Source organism: Vibrio sp. V15_P4S5T153 (genome assembly GCF_963874485.1).
GTDB classification, from domain to species: domain Bacteria; phylum Pseudomonadota; class Gammaproteobacteria; order Enterobacterales; family Vibrionaceae; genus Vibrio; species Vibrio anguillarum.
In genome coordinates this window covers 13,453-32,001 of sequence record NZ_CAWNHR010000011.1, presented here as the reverse complement: position 1 = coordinate 32,001, position 18,549 = coordinate 13,453, and the positions used below count along the sequence as shown (strand labels likewise).

Here is an 18,549-nt window from a genome sequence, read left to right as displayed (position 1 = left end):
TGTAAACATTGCCGCTATGAGCGGGCATTAAGACCTACGGGCACCGAGCCGATAATCACGGTATTGGTATTTTTATTGGTTAACCCGTGGTTCACCGTCAGGCCCAAGCCTTGGCGGTCAGAAATTTCTAGTACTTCATTATCAATCATTAACTCGCCAAGAGTAATGTTGTTCAGAAAGTCACTAATGCGAGAGCTAAGATCTCGCCATAACGTATGTGTTAAGCAGCGAGTACCACCTTGGCAGTCGGCTCTTCCATTACATTTTGTTGCATCAACTGATTCATCAACAGCGGCAATCACAGTACCAATCGAAATTGAGCAGGCATCTGCACCTAAGCGGTATCCACCACCTGGACCACGCACACTAGCAACTAGCCCCGCTTTACGCAGTTTAGAAAACAGCTGCTCAAGGTAAGAGAGCGAAATGCCTTGCCGTTCGGAAATATCCGCCAGTGGCACTGGGGTTTGTTGCGAATGCAGAGCCACATCTAACATGGCTGTAACCGCATATCTTCCTTTAGATGTAAGTCTCATATCACCGTATCCACATTGATTATGTGGTTGGAATTTTTCCATACCTGACTAAATAGGTCAAGTATTTATTTGACTAATTTAGTCAGGTATTTAACCCTATTATTAATCTGGATAATTATTGATTGCTGCGATGCTTCTCAATTGAGGTCAACACACCACGTAATATATTGATTTCTTGAGACTCTGGACGCGAACGAGAAAATAGCCGACGGAGTTTATTCATGATCTGTCCCGGCTGTTCCTTTGAAATAAACTGTGTCTGTATCATTACCTTTTCAAGATGCTGATAGAACATTTCTAATTCGTGATGCAGAGGATACGCTTCTTCTGGCTGGGCTTGATAACCTTTTTTTTCATTATTTAGATAGGCAACACGCATCTCATAACTCAATGTTTGTACGGCCATAGCAAGGTTTAACGAACTGTATTCAGGATTAGCCGGAATGCACACATGAAAATGGCATTTTTGCAGTTCATCGTTGGTCAGCCCGGTTTTTTCTCGGCCAAACACTAAAGCAACCGGGTATTGCTGCCCTTCTTGCGCCAATTTTTCACCACATTCACGCGGTTCAAGCATTGGCCATTCTAAAGTTCGTGAGCGTGCACTTGACCCAACCACCAGGCCACAATCTGCGACAGCCTGCTCTAGCGTATCCACGACCTCCGCATTTAAAGCAATGTCGCTTGCTCCAGCAGCTAGAGCGATCGCTTGGGCGTCTACCTCGCATTGAGGCGAAACCAAAATCATTTTACTTAGGCCCATGACCTTCATCGCTCGGGCAGCAGAACCAATATTTCCTGAATGAGATGTCCCTACTAAAATGATTTTTACATTGTCTAGCATTACGTTGTACGCCACTCTATTTTAAACGACAGAATACTAACATAAACCTGACTAAAATGGTCAGGTCCTTTAGCTACACATGAACAACCGAGCAAAAAATAGCCACTTCCTTTTTAATAAAACTTTGTTATACTACTGCCCGCTTTTTCGTTCTTTAACATCCGTTGGGAAAACTGTATGCATCCAATGCTAAACATTGCTATTCGCGCTGCGCGAAAAGCTGGTAACCATATTGCTAAATCACTAGAAAATACTGAGAAAATCGAAACAACTCAGAAAGGGACTAATGACTTTGTTACTAACGTAGACAAAGAAGCAGAAACTATGATCATCGATACAATCAAAAGTTCTTACCCAGAACACAGTATCGTTGCTGAAGAAAACGGGCTTATCGACGGTAAAGATAAGGACGTTCAATGGATCATCGACCCACTGGATGGCACAACAAACTTCGTCAAAGGTTTACCCCACTTCGCCGTTTCCATCGCGGTTCGCATTAAAGGCAAAACAGAAGTTGCTTGTGTTTATGACCCAATGCGCAATGAGCTGTTTACCGCTCAACGTGGTGCTGGTGCGCAATTAAACAACTCACGCCTTCGTGTTAAACAGTTAAAAGATCTTCAAGGCACTATTCTCGCTACTGGTTTCCCATACAAACAAAAGCAACATGCCGAATCTTTCATGAAAATCATGTCTGCACTGTTTGTTGAATGTGCTGATTTCCGTCGTACTGGTTCTCCTGCGCTTGATTTATGTTACCTAGCTTCAAACCGTGTCGATGGTTACTTTGAACTGGGTTTAAGACCTTGGAATTTAGCCGCTGGCGAGCTGATCGCTCGTGAAGCAGGCGTTATTCTTACCGATTTCTCTGGCGGTACTGAATACATGAAATCGGGCAACATTGTAGGTTCAAGTGCCCGTGGTGTTAAAGCGATTCTGAAACACATTCGTGATAACGGTAACAGCGCTATTCTTAAATAGGTTGCACTAAATACCATCAACACCGTCAAAATTGATTCAAGCCTCGTATAGCAATATACGAGGCTTTTTTAGTTTCGTTTTATACTTTGCTACTTAGAGTGACAGCGGTGAGATGGTTAGAAAAAAGCCGCAGAATATTCTGCGGCTTTGGCTATTTAAGAAACTTTCAGGCTGCTAAGGAAGTTCGTCGAACTCCGCACCCTCTTTTTCCACTTGAGGTGGAAGTAGGTGCTCACGGGTAATTCCTAATTTCAATGCCAACGCTGATGCGACATAGATAGATGAATAAGTACCCACGGTGATACCGAGCAGTAAAGCGGTGGCAAAACCATGTATGTTCGCCCCACCTTGCACAAAGAGTGCGATCACCACCAGCAAGGTGGTTCCCGATGTAATCAAAGTCCGGCTCAAGGTTTGGGTAATTGAGCTGTTCATGATCTCGGCTGAATCACCTTTACGCAATTTACGGAAGTTTTCACGGATACGGTCAAATACCACAATCGTATCGTTGAGCGAGTAACCGACAACGGTCAGCAAAGCGGCAACAATCGTTAAATCAACCTCAATTTGCATGATAGAGAAGATGCCAAGCGTGATGATCACATCGTGTGCCAATGACATCACCGCACCCGCTGCGAGCCGCCATTCAAAACGAACAGAGACGTAAAGCAAAATACAGATGAGCGAAGCTAAAATCGCTAAACCTCCTGCTTCAGCTAATTCATCGCCCACATTCGGACCAACGAACTCAATGCGACGCATCTCGACACTTTTTCCTGTCCCCTCTTTAATAGCAGAAAGAATTTGATTGCCTAACGTCTCGCCAACCATGTCAGCACGTGGACGAAGACGAACCATCACTTCGCGCGCGGAACCGAAATTCTGCACCGTCGCATCGCCAAACCCTTTCGCTTCCAAAGCACTGCGGATATCTTCAAGATTAGCTGGGTGTTCAAACCCAACTTCAATCAAAGTACCGCCGGTGAAGTCCAGTCCCCAGTTCAACCACTTGGTTGATAAAGTGAAAATAGACGCACCAATCATTAAAAGAGAGAATAAAAACGCAAATTTAGACCAACGCATAAAGTCGATCGTTTTATCTGCTTTTAGAATCTGAAACATAGTAATTCCTAGCCTTAGATCGACAATTTTTTAATGCGTTTACCACCATATAACAGGTTCACAATACAGCGAGTCCCGATAATAGCGGTAAACATTGAGGTTAAAATACCGATAGAAAGTGTGACGGCAAACCCTTTGATGGCTCCAGTACCCACAGCAAATAGAATGATTGCCGTAATCAACGTAGTGATGTTGGCATCAGCAATGGTACTGAACGCGTTAGCATAGCCTTGGTGGATAGCTTGTTGTGGGTTTCGTCCATCACGGAGCTCTTCACGAATACGCTCGAAGATCAGAACGTTAGCATCCACGGCCATACCAACCGTCAATACGATGCCCGCAATACCCGGCAAGGTCATTGTCGCCCCTGGGATCATCGACATCACACCAATAATGAGCACAAGGTTCGCCATCAATGCAATATTGGCAATCAAGCCAAAACCACGGTAGTAAAGCAGCGTAAAGAGCATCACCGCAACCATACCCCAGATGCAGGCTTGAATGCCCATATCGATATTTTGCTGCCCCATTGATGGACCAATGGTACGCTCTTCAACAATAGAGATTGGCGCAATTAACGCACCTGCACGCAGTAAAAGTGCAAGGTTTTGAGCTTCTGCAGCAGAATCAATTCCCGTGATACGGAAGTTACGCCCAAGAGCCGACTGAATCGTTGCTTGGTTGATCACTTCTTCATGCTTATCCAGAATCACTTTGCCATCAGGTGTCCGACGGCCGCTGTCTTTGTACTCTGCAAATACCGTTGCCATAAGCTTGCCAATGTTCTTTTTAGAGAACGCCGACATCTTATTTCCGCCTTCGCTATCTAACGAAATGTTCACTTGCGGGCGACCATATTCATCCATGCTAGAGCTGGCATCCGTGATACTTTGACCACCTAGAATCACGCGTTTTTTCAAGACAACCGGGCGACCATTACGATCAGATTTGATTTCACTCCCAGCAGGAGCACGACCAGAAGCCGCGGCGGCTAAATCAGCCTTGTCATCAACTTCACGAAATTCAAGAGTCGCGGTTGCGCCAAGAATTTCTTTAGCACGAGCAGTATCTTGAACCCCCGGTAACTCAACTACAATGCGGCTGGCACCTTGACGCTGCACTAAGGGTTCAGCGACCCCTAATTCGTTAACACGGTTACGCAAAATCGTGATGTTCTGCTCAACGGCGTAATTTCGAACTTCCTGCAAACGCTGCTCAGTAAATTGAGCAATCAGCGCAAAGCGACCGTCAGCCTTAGACGTAGTAAAAGTCATATCAGGATGTTTCGACGTTAATGCTTGCTGTGCTTGCTCTAATTGCTCATCGTCACGCAAAGTGACTTCCACTCGATCGTTGCCCACTGAGCGAATAGCGCGGTAGCGAATTTTGTCATCACGCAGTTCGCTGCGAAACGCTTCTTCTTGCTGGCCAATCAATTTTTCCATTGCGGCATCCATATCCACTTCCATTAAGAAGTGAACACCACCACGCAGATCAAGGCCAAGCTTCATCGGTGCCGCGCCAATTGATTCCAACCAAGAAGGCGTTGAAGGAGCAAGGTTAAGTGCAACAATTGTATCTTTGCCTAACGCTTCACTCACCACATCACGCGCACTGATTTGAGTATCGGTATCGTTAAATCGAACAAGAATTGATCCATTCTCTAGAGCAATGGATTTATGAGAAAGGCTCTCTTTATCAAGAGCTTTGGTGACAGCATCCAGCGTTGACATATCAACAGAGGCGCCACGCGCCCCTGTAATTTGAATTGCCGGATCTTCACCGTAAATATTTGGAAGTGCATATAAAGCAGAGAGAGTGATGGCGAACACCACTAACAAATACTTCCATAACGGATAACGGTTTAGCACAGCAAGGATCCTTTAGCTGTTATAAAGACTTAAGCGTACCTTTTGGTAGCACCGCTGTAATGAAATCTTTTTTGATCACAATTTCATTGTTCACATTCAGTTCGATAGAGATGTAATCGCTGTCTTCTGCGATTTTAGTGATTTTACCCACTAAACCGCCACTGGTTAACACTTCATCACCTTTAGTCATGGCGGCCATCAAACTTTTATGCTCTTTAACACGTTTAGCTTGTGGGCGGTAAATCATGAAGTAGAAAATAACCGCAAACATACCAAGCATGATCAGCATTTCATAACCGCCACCTTGTGATGCACCTTCACCTGCTGCGTGTGCTACAGAAATTAAACTCATTGAAAACGTCCTCTAAAATATTGTTGTGTAATGTAATTCTAATTGGGCTGCGTTGGCTTAATTTCAAGTTTATCACTTCACAAATCAAGCAAAACGCAGCAAAACCGTTATTGGCCCATTGGTGGAACTTCACGATTGCGACGAGCATAAAACTCCTCAACAAACGCGTCGAAGCGATCTTCTTCAATCGCTAAACGAATGCTTGCCATCAGGCGTTGGTAATAACGTAAGTTATGAATAGTATTTAAACGCGCACCCAGAATTTCGTTACAACGATCCAGATGGTGTAAATACGACTTCGAATAATTTTTGCAAGTGTAACAGTCACAATGCGGATCCAGCGCAGTTGTATCGGTTTTATGTACTGCATTACGGATCTTGATCACACCACCCGTTACAAATAGATGGCCATTACGTGCATTTCGCGTTGGCATCACACAGTCAAACATATCGATACCGCGACGTACCCCTTCCACTAAGTCTTCAGGTTTACCGACACCCATCAGGTAGCGTGGTTTGTCTTCTGGCAATTGTGGACAGGTGTGCTCAAGTACACGGTGCATGTCTTCTTTAGGTTCACCCACCGCTAAGCCACCAACCGCGTAGCCATCAAATCCGATCTCAGTTAAACCTTTCACGGAAACATCACGCAAATCTTCGTAAACACTGCCTTGCACGATACCAAATAGCGAGTTGGTGTTCTCTAATTTGTCGAAATGGTCACGTGAACGCTGCGCCCAACGTAAAGACATCTCCATTGATTTTTTCGCTTCGTCGTGCGTCGCAGGGTACGGCGTACACTCATCGAAAATCATCACAATGTCAGAGCCCAGATCTTTTTGAATTTCCATCGACTTTTCTGCGTCCATGAAAATCTTGTCACCATTGACTGGGTTACGAAAATGCACCCCTTCTTCTGTGATTTTGCGAATATCACCCAAGCTAAACACTTGGAAACCACCTGAATCGGTGAGGATCGGGCCTTGCCAGTTCATAAAATCATGCAAGTCGCCGTGCATTTTCATCACTTCTTGGCCAGGGCGCAGCCACAGGTGAAAAGTATTACCGAGCAAAATTTCTGCGCCCGTCTCTTTTACTTCTTCCGGTGTCATGCCTTTTACTGTGCCGTAAGTACCTACAGGCATGAATGCCGGTGTTTGCACAGTGCCACGTTCAAAGGTTAATTGCCCACGGCGAGCATTTCCGTTTTTCTTTTTAAGTTCGTATGTTAACTTCACGAAGCCTCCAATGTCAGAGAAACAGTCTGACGTATCATGATTAGGTGCAAGCACCCCTCTAGAGCGGTCGCCAATTCCTAGCGAAAAACGAAGCGGAGCTTCTTCTCCTAGCGTAATGCTAGCACTCGTTAATTGGTGTTCTTGGTGATAAACATCGCATCACCATAACTAAAGAAACGATATTGATGTTTCACGGCATGCGCGTACGCGGCCATAGTATGATCATAACCTGCAAAAGCGCTGACGAGCATAATCAGTGTCGACTCTGGCAAGTGGAAGTTAGTGATTAAGCAATCCACCAACTGATATTCATAACCAGGGAAGATGAAAATTTCAGTGTCACCGAAAAAAGGAACCAGCTCAGTGCACTTTTTAAGCGCATCTTGCGCGGCACTTTCCAGTGAGCGCACCGACGTAGTTCCAACAGCGATCACTCGGCCACCACGCGCTTTCGTCGCGTTGACGGCATCGACTACCTCTTGTGGCACTTCAACATATTCAGCATGCATATGGTGATCGTGAATATTGTCGACTCGTACTGGCTGGAAGGTTCCAGCGCCAACATGCAAGGTTACATAAGCAAATTCGACGCCTTTCGCTTTGATTTGCTCAAGCAGAGCCTCATCGAAATGCAAACCGGCGGTCGGTGCAGCGACAGCTCCCGGTTTTTGGTTGTATACGGTTTGATAACGCTCTTTATCAGCATCTTCATCAGGGCGGTCAATGTAAGGCGGCAACGGCATATGGCCAATCTCGTTTAAGATCTCCAGTACCGTCTTTGACGCTGTAAAACGAATCTCGAACAGCGCGTCATGGCGAGCCACCATGTGTGCATGATATTCGTCATGCTCTCCTAAATACAACTCACTGCCCGGTTTTGGCGGCTTAGATGAGCGAACATGAGCTAAAATCGTCTGTTCATCCAACATTCGTTCGACCAATACTTCCAGTTTGCCGCCTGAAGCTTTGCGCCCAAACATGCGAGCCGGGATGACACGTGTATTGTTAAAAACCAATAAATCGCCGGGCTGAGCTCGGTCAAGAACGTCTTTAAATGAGCCATCCGCCAGTTCACCGCTGTTACCGTCTAATTGCAGTAAGCGACTCGCCGTACGTTCAGCCGTTGGGTAACGAGCAATCAGCTCATCGGGAAGTTCAAAGTGAAAGTCTGAAACTTGCATAGTTCTTATCTTGTTCGTTTTGAGTGGATGACGTAATTTTTTTAAGCGCCGTAGTATATACGTAAACACCTTCGCTCGTCAGACCCAGATCTAAATTTAATGTAATTAAACATGAAAATGGCACCCAATCTTTACGCATCAATCAAAGTAAAAATAGCGGGAGCTCTCAGATATTTTGCGCAGAAAAAACTATAGTTGAATCAGGTCAATAATAAAAAGGAGCTCGTTATGATCAAAATTGAAGACATGATGACTCGCAACCCCCATACCCTGTTGCGTACACACACGTTAGCCGATGCTAAGCACACTATGGAAGCGTTGGATATTCGCCACATCCCTATCATCGATCCACACAAAAAACTACTCGGTATCATTACTCATCGAGATATTCTTGCCGCGCAAGAGTCGAGCTTAAAAAACATCCCTGAAGATCAATCATATACACTGACAACGCCATTATATGAGGTGATGCATACTGAAATTATGACGGTTGACCCGCGAGCGGGGTTAAAAGAGAGTGCTATCTACATGCAAAAACATAAAGTAGGCTGCTTACCCGTTGTAGATAAAGGCCAACTAGTGGGCATTATTACTGACACGGACTTTATTGGGGTAGCTGTTACCTTACTTGAGCTACAAGAAGAGAGTGAACCGGACGAAGTCGATATTGAATAACGTTCACTCCCTAATATAAGTACCTCACATAAAAAAGAGCGGCTTACGCCGCTCAAAGGTGTTACACAGATAATGATTGGGAAGTATAGCTAATTAAAATTGGTCTTCTTCAGTAGAGCCCGTTAACGCGGTTACGGAAGAGCTACCACCTTGGATGGTATTTGTCATCCGGTCAAAGTAACCCGTCCCCACCTCTTGTTGGTGTGCAACAAAGGTATAACCTCTTGATGCTGCTTCAAACTCTGGACGCTGAACTTTCTCAACGTAATGACGCATACCTTCGCCTTGCGCGTAAGCATGTGCTAACTCAAACATGTTGTACCACATGTTATGAATGCCCGCTAAGGTGATGAATTGATATTTGTACCCCATGTCCGACAACTCTTGCTGGAAACGAGCAATGGTGTCTGCATCCAAGTTTTTCTCCCAGTTGAAAGAGGGAGAACAGTTATAAGCCAGCAGTTGATCTGGGTATTGCGCTAGAATTGCTTCGGCAAATTGGCGGGCTTCATCCAAATCAGGCTTAGCGGTTTCACACCACACGAGGTCAGCATACGGCGCGTAAGCGAGACCGCGTGAAATCGCTTGCTCAATCCCAGCATTCACGCGATAGAAACCTTCTTGAGTACGCTCACCTTGGATAAAATCACGATCGTATGCGTCGCAATCCGAGGTCAGTAGATCCGCCGCGTTTGCATCAGTACGAGCAATGACCAAAGTGGTTGTCCCTGATACGTCAGCGGCCAAACGTGCCGCAATCAATTTTTGAACCGCTTCTTGAGTCGGAACCAGAACCTTGCCGCCCATGTGTCCGCATTTTTTTACTGACGCCAACTGATCTTCAAAGTGCACACCGGCCGCCCCTGCTTCAATCATCGACTTCATCAACTCGTAAGCATTGAGCACGCCACCAAAACCGGCTTCAGCATCAGCAACAATCGGTAAGAAGTAATCAATACCACCTTCATCTTCCGGTGATTTTCCAGCCGCCCACTGAATTTGATCGGCACGACGAAACGAGTTGTTGATGCGCTTGACCACCGATGGAACAGAATCGACTGGATAGAGCGATTGGTCTGGGTACATGGTGGAAGCGGTGTTGTTGTCTGCCGCTACTTGCCAGCCGGAGAGATAAATCGCCTCAATTCCCGCTTTGGCTTGTTGTACCGCTTGACCACCTGTCAATGCACCCAAACAGTTCACATAACCTTTTTTGGCACTGCCGTTAACCAGTGACCACAATTTATCAGCGCCACGTTGGGCCAAGGTGTTGGCTGGAGTGATTGAACCGCGCAGGTCAACCACTTCAGCAGCAGTATAAGTACGCTTTACATTTTTCCAGCGTGGGTTGGTTGCCCAATCTTTTTCTAGAGCTTCGATTTGTTGGCGGCGAGTTAATGTCATGGTCTATCCCTCTTATTTTGATGCGCAAGCGCACTGTCATCCTTTTCTCAGCAGTACGACCTATTCTGCTTTTGAAAACAGCTTCACGTTATTGGTTGTCAGTAATTGGTTATTAGTTATTGGTTTTAAATCTCATCAATCTAGGTAGTCATAACCCGGAACGGTGAGAAAATGTGTCAGCTCATCGCTGGTAGTTAAGCGAGCCATCAATTGTGCCGCTTCGCTAAATCGTCCTTGTGCAAATCGCTGCGTGCCGATTTCCTGTTTCACAACTTCAATTTCTTGCGCAAGATACTGCTCAAAAAGCGCTTTGGTAACAATCTGACCGTTATCCAAGGCTTTTCCATGCTTGATCCATTGCCATATTGACGCTCGAGAAATCTCTGCGGTCGCCGCATCTTCCATCAAACCATAAATGGGGACACAGCCATTGCCGGAGATCCATGCTTCGATGTACTGAAGTGCAACTCGAATATTATGACGCATGCCCTGTTCGGTACGTTCCCCTTCACATGGGGTCAACAGCTCATTGGCATGAATCGGCGCATCAGACAGACGCGTAACATCTAATTGGTTACAACGCTCGCCCAGTACTTGGTCAAAGACCGCTTTTGCCGTATCCGCTAAACCTGGATGGGCAACCCAAGTACCGTCATGACCATTATTGGCTTCGAGTAATTTATCGTAATGAATTTTATCGAGAACCAACTGATTTTCTTGGGGATCTTTAGCTGGAATGAACGCGGCCATACCGCCCATCGCAAATGCGCCACGCTTATGACAGGTGTAGATCAGTAAGCGTGAATAGGCGTTAAGAAACGGCTTTTCCATTGTGACAACTTGGCGATCTGGTAGCACCCGATCCGGATAATTTTTCAATGTCTTGATATAACTGAAAATGTAATCCCAGCGGCCACAATTTAAGCCGACAATGTGTTCTTTAAGCGAGAACAATATTTCGTCCATCTCGAACACGGCGGGTAAGGTTTCAATCAATACGGTGGCTTTAATGGTGCCAGTTTCTAACCCAAAATACTCTTCGGTAAAATGGAAAACGTCACTCCACCACTTTGCTTCTTGATAGGCCTGAAGTTTTGGAAGATAAAAATAAGGGCCACTGCCTTTTTTAAGCAATGATTTACAGTTGTTGTAAAAGTAGAGTGCAAAATCAAACAACGAACCCGGAATACTTTGCCCTGCATATTTAACATGCTTTTCTTTAAGGTGCAGACCGCGTACCCGACAAATGAGCACCGCTGGGTTATCTTTAAGCTGGTAGCACTTACCATTGTCAGGATTGGTATAGCTAATGGTTCCTTCAATGGCATCACGCAAATTGACTTGCCCATCCAGCACTTTATCCCATGCTGGTGACATCGAATCCTCAAAATCCGCCATGAACACTTTGACGTTAGCATTCAATGCATTGATCACCATTTTTCGGTCGGTTGGCCCCGTAATCTCCACTCGACGATCTTGTAAATCGTGTGGGATACCGAGAATTTTCCAGCTTCCTTCGCGAATATCTTGCGTATCCTTGAGAAAATCCGGCAGTTCTCCGTTATCAATACGTGTTTGTCGCTCTTCTCGTGCATCCAGCAGCGAATCGACACGGCTTGCAAATTTAGCACACAGAGTGGACAAGAAGATTTGGGCTTCTGAAGGGAAAATAGCTTGGTGATGTGGGCCAACGGCACCAACAACCTCAAGCTTGGCTTCGTGGTGTTCTTTGCTGAGTGCTAACTCTGTTTCTGGGGTCTGTGCAAACATAACGTTCTTCCTTAAAACCATTCCAACTACATTTGTAATTTAAAAACCACAAATTCAAATGCTCATTTTTTGCTATCCACTGACTTATCTCTACCGACACTTTCTCTCAGTCAATCCAATATTTCAAGCCTAACCAAGCTAGACATAAGTCTTACAAAACCTTATTAAACCTTACATCAACTCATCATTCAGCAAAAGAGACAAAGTTAATGAAAGGTTAAAAACAAAGTTTTATCCCGTTTCAAACCTATGTTTGATTTCCTTGTTAAATATGAAAGTTATTACGTTATTTTATTACACAGCTCAAAAAGGCAGATTTTAGTTTTAAACAGACGTTCGAAATGATGTGAGACGCAGTAAGGCTTGAATTTACGACTAACCGAGCGAGACAGATGCCTTATTTTTAAACGCAAGAGAAAATAGGATGTGTAAAATTGTGGCTGTAAAGATTTTTGATTTTATGAAAACTTCATCAAGAATTGTTTGTGAAATTTTACAAGTTTAAAAACACTAACAGAATAAAAAACTGAAAAAAGCCACATTAAAAGTGACTTTTTGATTTTTTAGGCAAAGGAAAGAGTAAGACTAATCGCTAAAGTAAACCAGAAACCACATCCGCTAACTGCTTAAAAGTGTGAGTTCGCGATGAACTTGGCCGCCAGACTAAACCAATCTCTCGATACGCTTGCTGGCCAGGAGGCTCGATGACCACTAAATTTTGGTTTTCAACTAAGCCATGATTGATTGCCATTTGTGGAATGAAAGTCGTCCCTAAACCATTGGCGACCATCTGCACTAAGGTATGTAAACTGGTTGCGGTAAATGGATTAATTTTCTCTTTGGCGGTTAACTTGCAAGCCGACACAGCATGATCCGTTAAACAGTGCACATTTTCGAGCAAAAACACCGATTCATCAGGCAGGTCAGCATACTTGATTGGCACACGGATGCTATCCATTTGATGACGGCTGATCACCATTTTGAATGGATCAATCCCCACGACTCTACTCTCCATTTTGCCGATATCGACAGGCAAAGCCAAAATCAACACATCAAGCTCTCCATGACGCAGTGCAGCCAAAAGGTTCGTCGTCGTATCTTCTCGTAATAATAAGTTCAACTTCGGAAAGCGGACATTCACTTCTTGCACTAAATCACACAGTAAAAATGGAGCAATGGTTGGAATACAACCCAGCTTAAGCTGACCTTGCATCTCATCGCCTTGGCAAACCTTGCCGAGTTCCACTAAATCTTGTCCTTTGGCAAGTAACTCTCTTCCTTGACTAACAACCAGCTCTCCCGCTTGAGTAAACACTAACGGAGCTTTCTTATCCTTTTCATAAAGCGGGCAGCCTATTAATTCCTCTAAATTTTGGATCCCTTTACTTAGGGTAGATTGACTAACAAAACAACGTTCAGCGGCATCACTAAAGTGCCGTGTTTCGTAGAGTGTTACTAAATAGTGCAACTGCTTCAAACTGGGCCATTTATTCATCGTTCTACTACTATCTTATTTGAGTGCCGTTTCTGATTCCGTCATTAGAGCTCATCGCTTTTTTCGATGAGACTAATCTATTTATTTCGCTTTTTACTATCCTACAATCTGTACTATAGTTTGTCTCGTTCAAAAACGGACTGGACCAGTGCTTATCACTGGTTTGGAACTAAACCTTATTCTTAGGAGCAAAAAAATGGTACTAGTTGGTCGTAAAGCCCCTGATTTTACTGCAGCAGCTGTTCTTGGTAACGGTGAAATCGTTGATAGCTTCAACTTCGCAGAATTTACTAAAGGTAAGAAAGCGGTTGTTTTCTTCTACCCACTAGACTTCACTTTCGTTTGCCCATCAGAGCTTATCGCTTTTGACAAACGCTTCGAAGATTTCCAAGCGAAAGGCGTTGAAGTAATCGGTGTATCTATCGATTCTCAATTCTCTCACAACGCATGGCGTAATACCGCTATCGAAAACGGTGGCATTGGCCAAGTAAAATACCCGCTAATCGCTGACGTGAAACACGAAATCTGTAAGGCGTACGATGTTGAGCACCCAGAAGCAGGCGTTGCTTTCCGTGGTTCTTTCCTCATCGACGAAGATGGTCTTGTACGTCACCAAGTTGTGAACGACCTACCACTAGGCCGTAACATCGACGAAATGCTACGTATGGTTGATGCGCTTAACTTCCACCAAAAGAACGGTGAAGTGTGCCCAGCACAGTGGGAAGAAGGCAAAGCCGGTATGGATGCATCTCCAAAAGGTGTTGCAGCATTCCTAGCTGAGCACTCAGACGACCTAGGCAAGAAATAATTCTCCTTAGCCCGCGCTCAACTCGGGTCAATGGTTGGACATATAATAAAGCGTAAAACGCATCGCCAATCAGTTAAGAAGTAAAGTCCTTATCCAAGCCCAAAGCTAACGCTTTGGGCTTTTTCGTTGTCGTTCATTTAGCGAAAATGAGGCAGCATTGGTTGGTAAACTTTACCCCTATTTCTTACCTCAATCACACAGACGTCACTACTCTAACTTGCTAACATTAACCAAATTTTTCCAGCAGGATTTTGCTATGAATATTCAAGTTGAAGTGTGTATTGATAATATTGAATCGCTACACAACGCCATTAAAGGCGGGGCTACTCGCATTGAATTGTGTTCGTCGCTCGCATTGGGTGGACTGACGCCCAGCTTTGGTTTAATGAAAAAGGCCGCACAAATATCGAGCGTTCCTGTTTACGCGATGATTCGTCCACGTCAAGGCGACTTTCTTTATGATCAGGATGATCTCGATTCGATGTTGATCGATATCGAGATGGCAAAACAGGCGGGACTAGACGGCATCGTCTTTGGTATTTTGAATCCGAATCGCACCATCAACCTTGAAGCAAGTTTACTGATGATGCAAGCCGCGCAAGGATTGGGTACCACTTTCCACCGTGCGATTGATCAATGCCACAGCTATGAACAAGCGATTGAAGACATTGCAAAATTAGGGTGTGAGCGTGTACTTACTTCAGGGTTAGCGCCAGATGCCTATGCAGGACGAGCCGTAATTGCACACATGGTGAAACTGGCGAATGGTCGATTCTCTATTATGGCTGGGGCTGGCTTAAACGCATCAAACGTGACTGACATTATCCGTGAAACGGGCATCACAGAAGTGCATTTGTCCGGCAAAACCACGCGTGCAAGTAGCATGGATATGATCGCCAATGCGGTGAAAATGGGCCAAGAGTCTGTCGATGACACCCTCATCCCAATTACCGATCCGGCTAAAATCCAAGAGGTATTGCGCCAGCTTTCTTAACTTCGGCGACCGTTATGTCTTGATGTAAGGTGAATAACTTTCCTTCACCTTACTTTACCCAAAAGGCTATTTGAGGATGTCATCAATCGATTGTTTACCTAAGTGGCGCACATCCTTACCTTTGACAAAATAGATGATGTATTCGCAGATATTCTGGCAGCGATCGCCCACGCGTTCGATGGCTCGTGCAGACCACATGACTTGTAATATATGTGGGATATTTTTAGGGTCTTCCATCATATAGGTCATTAGTTGGCGGATCACGGCTTCATATTCGGCATCCAGCTTGTCATCCAAGCGGTACACTTCAGCAGCCGATTCAAGATCCATCCGCGCAAAAGCGTCTAACACTTGGTGCAACATTGCAATGGCTTGTCGGCATAAAGGTTCAAGAGAAACTCGAAATTTGCTCTCTTTAGGTGAAGGGCTTTCGATAGTGACGTAGGCAATTTTGGTGGCAACATCACCAATTCGTTCAAGGTCGGTAATGGTTTTTATGATCGCCATGATCAAGCGCAGATCCTTGGCTGTCGGTTGTCGCTTAGCGATAATACGCGTGCAAGCCTCATCAATAGAGACTTCCATAGCATTCACTTTGTGATCATCCCGAACGACTTTTCTGGCCAGATCGGCATCATCTTTATGCAATGCTTGCATCGCAAAAGAGAGTTGTTGCTCCACCAGCCCGCCCATCGTCAATACATGAGTGCGAATCGATTCAAGTTCAACATTGAACTGTCCTGAAATGTGGCGACCTAGATGCATCATCGTTCCTTTTGAATATCGCTATTGACGAAAGTATTAACCATATCGACCAGTAATATAGTCTTCCGTCTGTTTTTTCAATGGGGAGGTGAAAATAGAGTCAGTATCCGCATACTCAATCAATTTTCCCATATGGATAAAAGCCGTATGGTCGCTCACTCTTGCCGCTTGTTGCATGTTATGCGTCACAATCACCACTGTGTATTTGGTTTTGAGATCGTTAATCAACTCTTCGATGGTCAAAGTAGAAATAGGGTCTAACGCGGACGTTGGCTCATCAAGCAACAGCACCTCTGGCTCAATAGCAATCGCTCTGGCGATCACTAAGCGTTGCTGCTGCCCACCCGAAAGGCCAAATGCATTTTCATGTAAGCGATGCTTCACTTCATCCCATAACGCAGCGGCTCTTAAAGCTCGCTCAACGGAGTCATCTAAAGTACGGCTATTTTTAATTCCTTGTAGACGAAGCCCATACACCACGTTTTCATAAATGGATTTCGGAAATGGGTTGGGTCGTTGGAATACCATCCCCACTCGGCGGCGCAACGTGGCAACATCCACATCTGGGTGATAGACGTTTCTACCATGCAGTTTGACTTCACCTTCAACTCGACACCCTTCGACCAGATCGTTCATCCGGTTAATACAGCGCAGTAAGGTTGACTTACCACAACCGGAAGGGCCGATAAACGCCGTTACTTGTCCTTTGGGAATACGCATTGAGATATGGCTCAGCGCACAAGTCTGTTTATAGAACAGATTCAGATCTTCAATCGCAATCGCCGTTTGTTGATCGCTCAGATTATTGACATCTAACGGGGCGTGATAACCCAAAGTTTGATTGATGGAAAACATAATTAATCTTGCCCTAACGTTCGATATTTCTCACGCAAGTTATTGCGGATACTGATGGCCGTTAAATTCAGTGCCACAATCACTGTCACCAATAAAAATGAAGTGGCGTACACCAGTGGCCTAGCCGCTTCGATGTTGGTCGTTTGGAAACCAACATCGTAAATATGAAAACCTAAGTGCATGAATTTTCGCTCAAGATGTACAAAGGGAAATTCGCCATCCACAGGCAAACTTGACGCTAGTTTGACCACACCCACCAGCATCAAAGGGGCAACCTCACCCGCGGCTCGCGCAATGGCGAGGATAAGCCCAGTAATAATCGCAGGGCTTGCCATCGGTAATACTATGCGCCAAATCGTCTCAAAATGGGTCGCGCCCAATGCTAACGAGCCATGGCGTACTGCGCTGGGAATCCGTGTTAACCCTTCTTCCGTCGTCACAATCACTACGGGTAGAGTTAACACGGCTAATGTGAGCGCCGACCACAGTAAGCCTGGCGTGCCAAAAGTGGGGGCCGGTAACCTTTCGCTATAGAGTAGCGTATCAATCGATGAGCCTATGGTGTAAACAAAAAAACCAAGACCAAACACCCCATAAACAATCGATGGCACACCAGCAAGGTTGATAACCGCAACACGAATGATACGAGTAAACAGATTCTCTTTTGCGTATTCATGCAAATAAATAGCCGCCACAACACCAAGTGGCATGACGATAATCGACATCAACAACACCAACAGCACGGTACCAAAGATGGCTGGAAATACGCCACCTTCAGAGTTCGATTCGCGGGGATCTTCTGATAGGAAGAGCCACACCTGCTTTCCCCACTGGACCAATTTTTGCGCCAAAGTCATATCATTGGGATACCAAATATCGAGAATTTGGCTAAGTGGAATCGCCACTCGTTGTCCACTCATCTCTTCAACAATCAACGACGGCCCATTCATTTGCTGGCGCAGCGCATCTAACTTTTGTTCGGTAATAGCTAATTGGCTATCCAAATCCTGCTTTTTATGAAAATAGTGATCTAAATAGGTTCGTTCTAGCTTTCCATTGAGTTCTTTACGACGCTTCTCTAAACGTAATTTTTCGGCGGCAAAGCCAATGACTCGGATCTCTTGGTCAATCACATCGTCAATTTGCTCTCTCAATAACGCGACATCCTGCATTCCTGCAGCGAGCATGGTCTGAACATCCGAACTCTCGCTTCCATCGGTTTGCACATAAGCAATCGGCTTGCCATAAAACTGTCCGTTACTCTTACGTTCTATTACCGCCCACCCGCTAGGCATTTGTTTATCCGACAGTTTAACATCCAGTATCGAGACAAAGTCCGCATGATTTCGTTCTCGGTTAGCGACTTTAATACTGAGCCGCTTCACTTCCCCTGCATCCAATATGGCTTTGGGCCATGTAATATCTAACGCTCTTAAGTGTGTTAATGGCACATTTTCCTCAGAGTAGAGCTGGCCAACCAGTGCTTGTCCCTCTTGAGTTTGCCATTGATAAAGTGGCGTCGGCCAAAAATAGGTTAATCCTTTCCAACCAATAAACAGGAGCAAGCCCAATACCGAAATCAGGCTGATGCTGACAGCACCGCCTGTTAACCATATCCAAGGTGAACCTGATTGAAACCACTTAAACATTTGTGATGA

17 protein-coding genes are annotated in these 18,549 nt (G+C 45.0%); 4 read left to right on the top strand and 13 right to left on the bottom strand.

What is annotated here, in order from left to right; translation table 11 throughout:
* Positions 1-14: 14 nt before the first annotated feature.
* Both iscR and trmJ read right to left on the bottom strand, forming a co-directional pair.
* Positions 15-536 (bottom strand): Fe-S cluster assembly transcriptional regulator IscR, encoded by a 522-nt coding sequence (gene iscR, locus AACT42_RS02000; protein WP_026027698.1) that lies wholly within the window; start codon positions 534-536, stop codon positions 15-17.
* A 115-nt stretch (positions 537-651) separates the two neighbouring features.
* Positions 652-1,380, bottom strand: a complete 729-nt coding sequence (gene trmJ / locus AACT42_RS01995; RefSeq protein WP_094132409.1) for a tRNA (cytosine(32)/uridine(32)-2'-O)-methyltransferase TrmJ — start codon at positions 1,378-1,380, stop codon at positions 652-654.
* Between the two features lie 177 nt (positions 1,381-1,557).
* Here trmJ and suhB point away from each other — a divergent pair, with 177 nt between their 5' ends.
* Entirely contained in the window at positions 1,558-2,361 is an 804-nt protein-coding gene (suhB, locus tag AACT42_RS01990) for an inositol-1-monophosphatase (protein ID WP_013857502.1), read from the top strand.
* A gap of 174 nt (positions 2,362-2,535) precedes the next feature.
* Here the strand turns inward: suhB and secF are convergent, their stop codons facing one another.
* The 5 genes from secF to queA all read right to left on the bottom strand — a co-directional run bounded on the left by secF (position 2,536) and on the right by queA (position 8,125).
* Entirely contained in the window at positions 2,536-3,483 is a 948-nt protein-coding gene (secF, locus tag AACT42_RS01985) for a protein translocase subunit SecF (RefSeq protein ID WP_013857503.1), read from the bottom strand.
* A 14-nt stretch (positions 3,484-3,497) separates the two neighbouring features.
* Positions 3,498-5,354, bottom strand: a complete 1,857-nt coding sequence (gene secD / locus AACT42_RS01980; RefSeq protein ID WP_017044259.1) for a protein translocase subunit SecD — start codon at positions 5,352-5,354, stop codon at positions 3,498-3,500.
* A 19-nt stretch (positions 5,355-5,373) separates the two neighbouring features.
* Positions 5,374-5,706, bottom strand: coding sequence for a preprotein translocase subunit YajC (yajC, locus tag AACT42_RS01975; protein ID WP_013857505.1), 333 nt, complete (start codon positions 5,704-5,706; stop codon positions 5,374-5,376).
* 107 nt (positions 5,707-5,813) lie between these two features.
* Positions 5,814-6,944, bottom strand: a complete 1,131-nt coding sequence (gene tgt, locus AACT42_RS01970) for a tRNA guanosine(34) transglycosylase Tgt (protein ID WP_026027700.1) — start codon at positions 6,942-6,944, stop codon at positions 5,814-5,816.
* A 128-nt stretch (positions 6,945-7,072) separates the two neighbouring features.
* Positions 7,073-8,125, bottom strand: a complete 1,053-nt coding sequence (gene queA, locus AACT42_RS01965) for a tRNA preQ1(34) S-adenosylmethionine ribosyltransferase-isomerase QueA (protein ID WP_094132411.1) — start codon at positions 8,123-8,125, stop codon at positions 7,073-7,075.
* Between the two features lie 228 nt (positions 8,126-8,353).
* Between queA and AACT42_RS01960 the strand changes: the two genes are divergently transcribed.
* Complete coding sequence (locus tag AACT42_RS01960) at positions 8,354-8,800, top strand: CBS domain-containing protein (RefSeq protein ID WP_088728656.1); 447 nt, start codon at positions 8,354-8,356, stop codon at positions 8,798-8,800.
* 93 nt (positions 8,801-8,893) lie between these two features.
* On the opposite strand, the gene aceA is transcribed toward AACT42_RS01960, so the two are convergent.
* The 3 genes from aceA to AACT42_RS01945 all read right to left on the bottom strand — a co-directional run bounded on the left by aceA (position 8,894) and on the right by AACT42_RS01945 (position 13,469).
* The gene (aceA, locus tag AACT42_RS01955; protein WP_013857509.1) at positions 8,894-10,204 is read right to left on the bottom strand and encodes an isocitrate lyase; all 1,311 of its coding nucleotides are present in this window, start codon (positions 10,202-10,204) and stop codon (positions 8,894-8,896) included.
* Positions 10,205-10,339: 135 nt separating this feature from the next.
* Positions 10,340-11,974 carry a malate synthase A gene (gene aceB, locus AACT42_RS01950; protein ID WP_094132412.1) on the bottom strand — a complete coding sequence of 545 codons (1,635 nt, stop codon included), beginning with the start codon at positions 11,972-11,974 and terminating at the stop codon, positions 10,340-10,342.
* 592 nt (positions 11,975-12,566) lie between these two features.
* A complete protein-coding gene (locus AACT42_RS01945) occupies positions 12,567-13,469 on the bottom strand; it encodes a hydrogen peroxide-inducible genes activator (RefSeq protein ID WP_013857512.1) in 903 nt (300 codons plus the stop codon).
* Between the two features lie 196 nt (positions 13,470-13,665).
* Here AACT42_RS01945 and AACT42_RS01940 point away from each other — a divergent pair, with 196 nt between their 5' ends.
* Positions 13,666-14,277, top strand: coding sequence for a peroxiredoxin C (locus AACT42_RS01940; RefSeq protein WP_010320425.1), 612 nt, complete (start codon positions 13,666-13,668; stop codon positions 14,275-14,277).
* 157 nt (positions 14,278-14,434) lie between these two features.
* Positions 14,435-15,271 (top strand): copper homeostasis protein CutC, encoded by an 837-nt coding sequence (locus tag AACT42_RS01935; RefSeq protein ID WP_013857514.1) that lies wholly within the window; start codon positions 14,435-14,437, stop codon positions 15,269-15,271.
* Positions 15,272-15,337: 66 nt separating this feature from the next.
* On the opposite strand, the gene phoU is transcribed toward AACT42_RS01935, so the two are convergent.
* The 3 genes from phoU to pstA are packed head-to-tail and all read right to left on the bottom strand — an operon-like array spanning position 15,338 to position 18,540.
* The gene (gene phoU, locus AACT42_RS01930; RefSeq protein WP_010320427.1) at positions 15,338-16,036 is read right to left on the bottom strand and encodes a phosphate signaling complex protein PhoU; all 699 of its coding nucleotides are present in this window, start codon (positions 16,034-16,036) and stop codon (positions 15,338-15,340) included.
* 36 nt (positions 16,037-16,072) lie between these two features.
* Positions 16,073-16,891, bottom strand: coding sequence for a phosphate ABC transporter ATP-binding protein PstB (pstB, locus tag AACT42_RS01925; RefSeq protein ID WP_010320428.1), 819 nt, complete (start codon positions 16,889-16,891; stop codon positions 16,073-16,075).
* A gap of 2 nt (positions 16,892-16,893) precedes the next feature.
* Positions 16,894-18,540, bottom strand: coding sequence for a phosphate ABC transporter permease PstA (pstA, locus tag AACT42_RS01920; protein ID WP_094132128.1), 1,647 nt, complete (start codon positions 18,538-18,540; stop codon positions 16,894-16,896).
* Between the last annotated feature and the right edge of the window lie 9 nt (positions 18,541-18,549).

Bases quoted from the DNA above. Each gene is read 5' to 3' on its own strand.
- iscR (WP_026027698.1), bottom strand. From the start codon at position 536: ATGAGACTTACATCTAAAGGAAGATATGCGGTTACAGCCATGTTAGAT.
- trmJ (WP_094132409.1), bottom strand. From the start codon at position 1,380: ATGCTAGACAATGTAAAAATCATTTTAGTAGGGACATCTCATTCAGGA.
- suhB (WP_013857502.1), top strand. From the start codon at position 1,558: ATGCATCCAATGCTAAACATTGCTATTCGCGCTGCGCGAAAAGCTGGT.
- secF (WP_013857503.1), bottom strand. From the start codon at position 3,483: ATGTTTCAGATTCTAAAAGCAGATAAAACGATCGACTTTATGCGTTGG.
- yajC (WP_013857505.1), bottom strand. From the start codon at position 5,706: ATGAGTTTAATTTCTGTAGCACACGCAGCAGGTGAAGGTGCATCACAA.
- queA (WP_094132411.1), bottom strand. From the start codon at position 8,125: ATGCAAGTTTCAGACTTTCACTTTGAACTTCCCGATGAGCTGATTGCT.
- AACT42_RS01960 (WP_088728656.1), top strand. From the start codon at position 8,354: ATGATCAAAATTGAAGACATGATGACTCGCAACCCCCATACCCTGTTG.
- aceA (WP_013857509.1), bottom strand. From the start codon at position 10,204: ATGACATTAACTCGCCGCCAACAAATCGAAGCTCTAGAAAAAGATTGG.
- aceB (WP_094132412.1), bottom strand. From the start codon at position 11,974: ATGTTTGCACAGACCCCAGAAACAGAGTTAGCACTCAGCAAAGAACAC.
- AACT42_RS01945 (WP_013857512.1), bottom strand. From the start codon at position 13,469: ATGAATAAATGGCCCAGTTTGAAGCAGTTGCACTATTTAGTAACACTC.
- AACT42_RS01940 (WP_010320425.1), top strand. From the start codon at position 13,666: ATGGTACTAGTTGGTCGTAAAGCCCCTGATTTTACTGCAGCAGCTGTT.
- phoU (WP_010320427.1), bottom strand. From the start codon at position 16,036: ATGCATCTAGGTCGCCACATTTCAGGACAGTTCAATGTTGAACTTGAA.
- pstB (WP_010320428.1), bottom strand. From the start codon at position 16,891: ATGTTTTCCATCAATCAAACTTTGGGTTATCACGCCCCGTTAGATGTC.
- pstA (WP_094132128.1), bottom strand. From the start codon at position 18,540: ATGTTTAAGTGGTTTCAATCAGGTTCACCTTGGATATGGTTAACAGGC.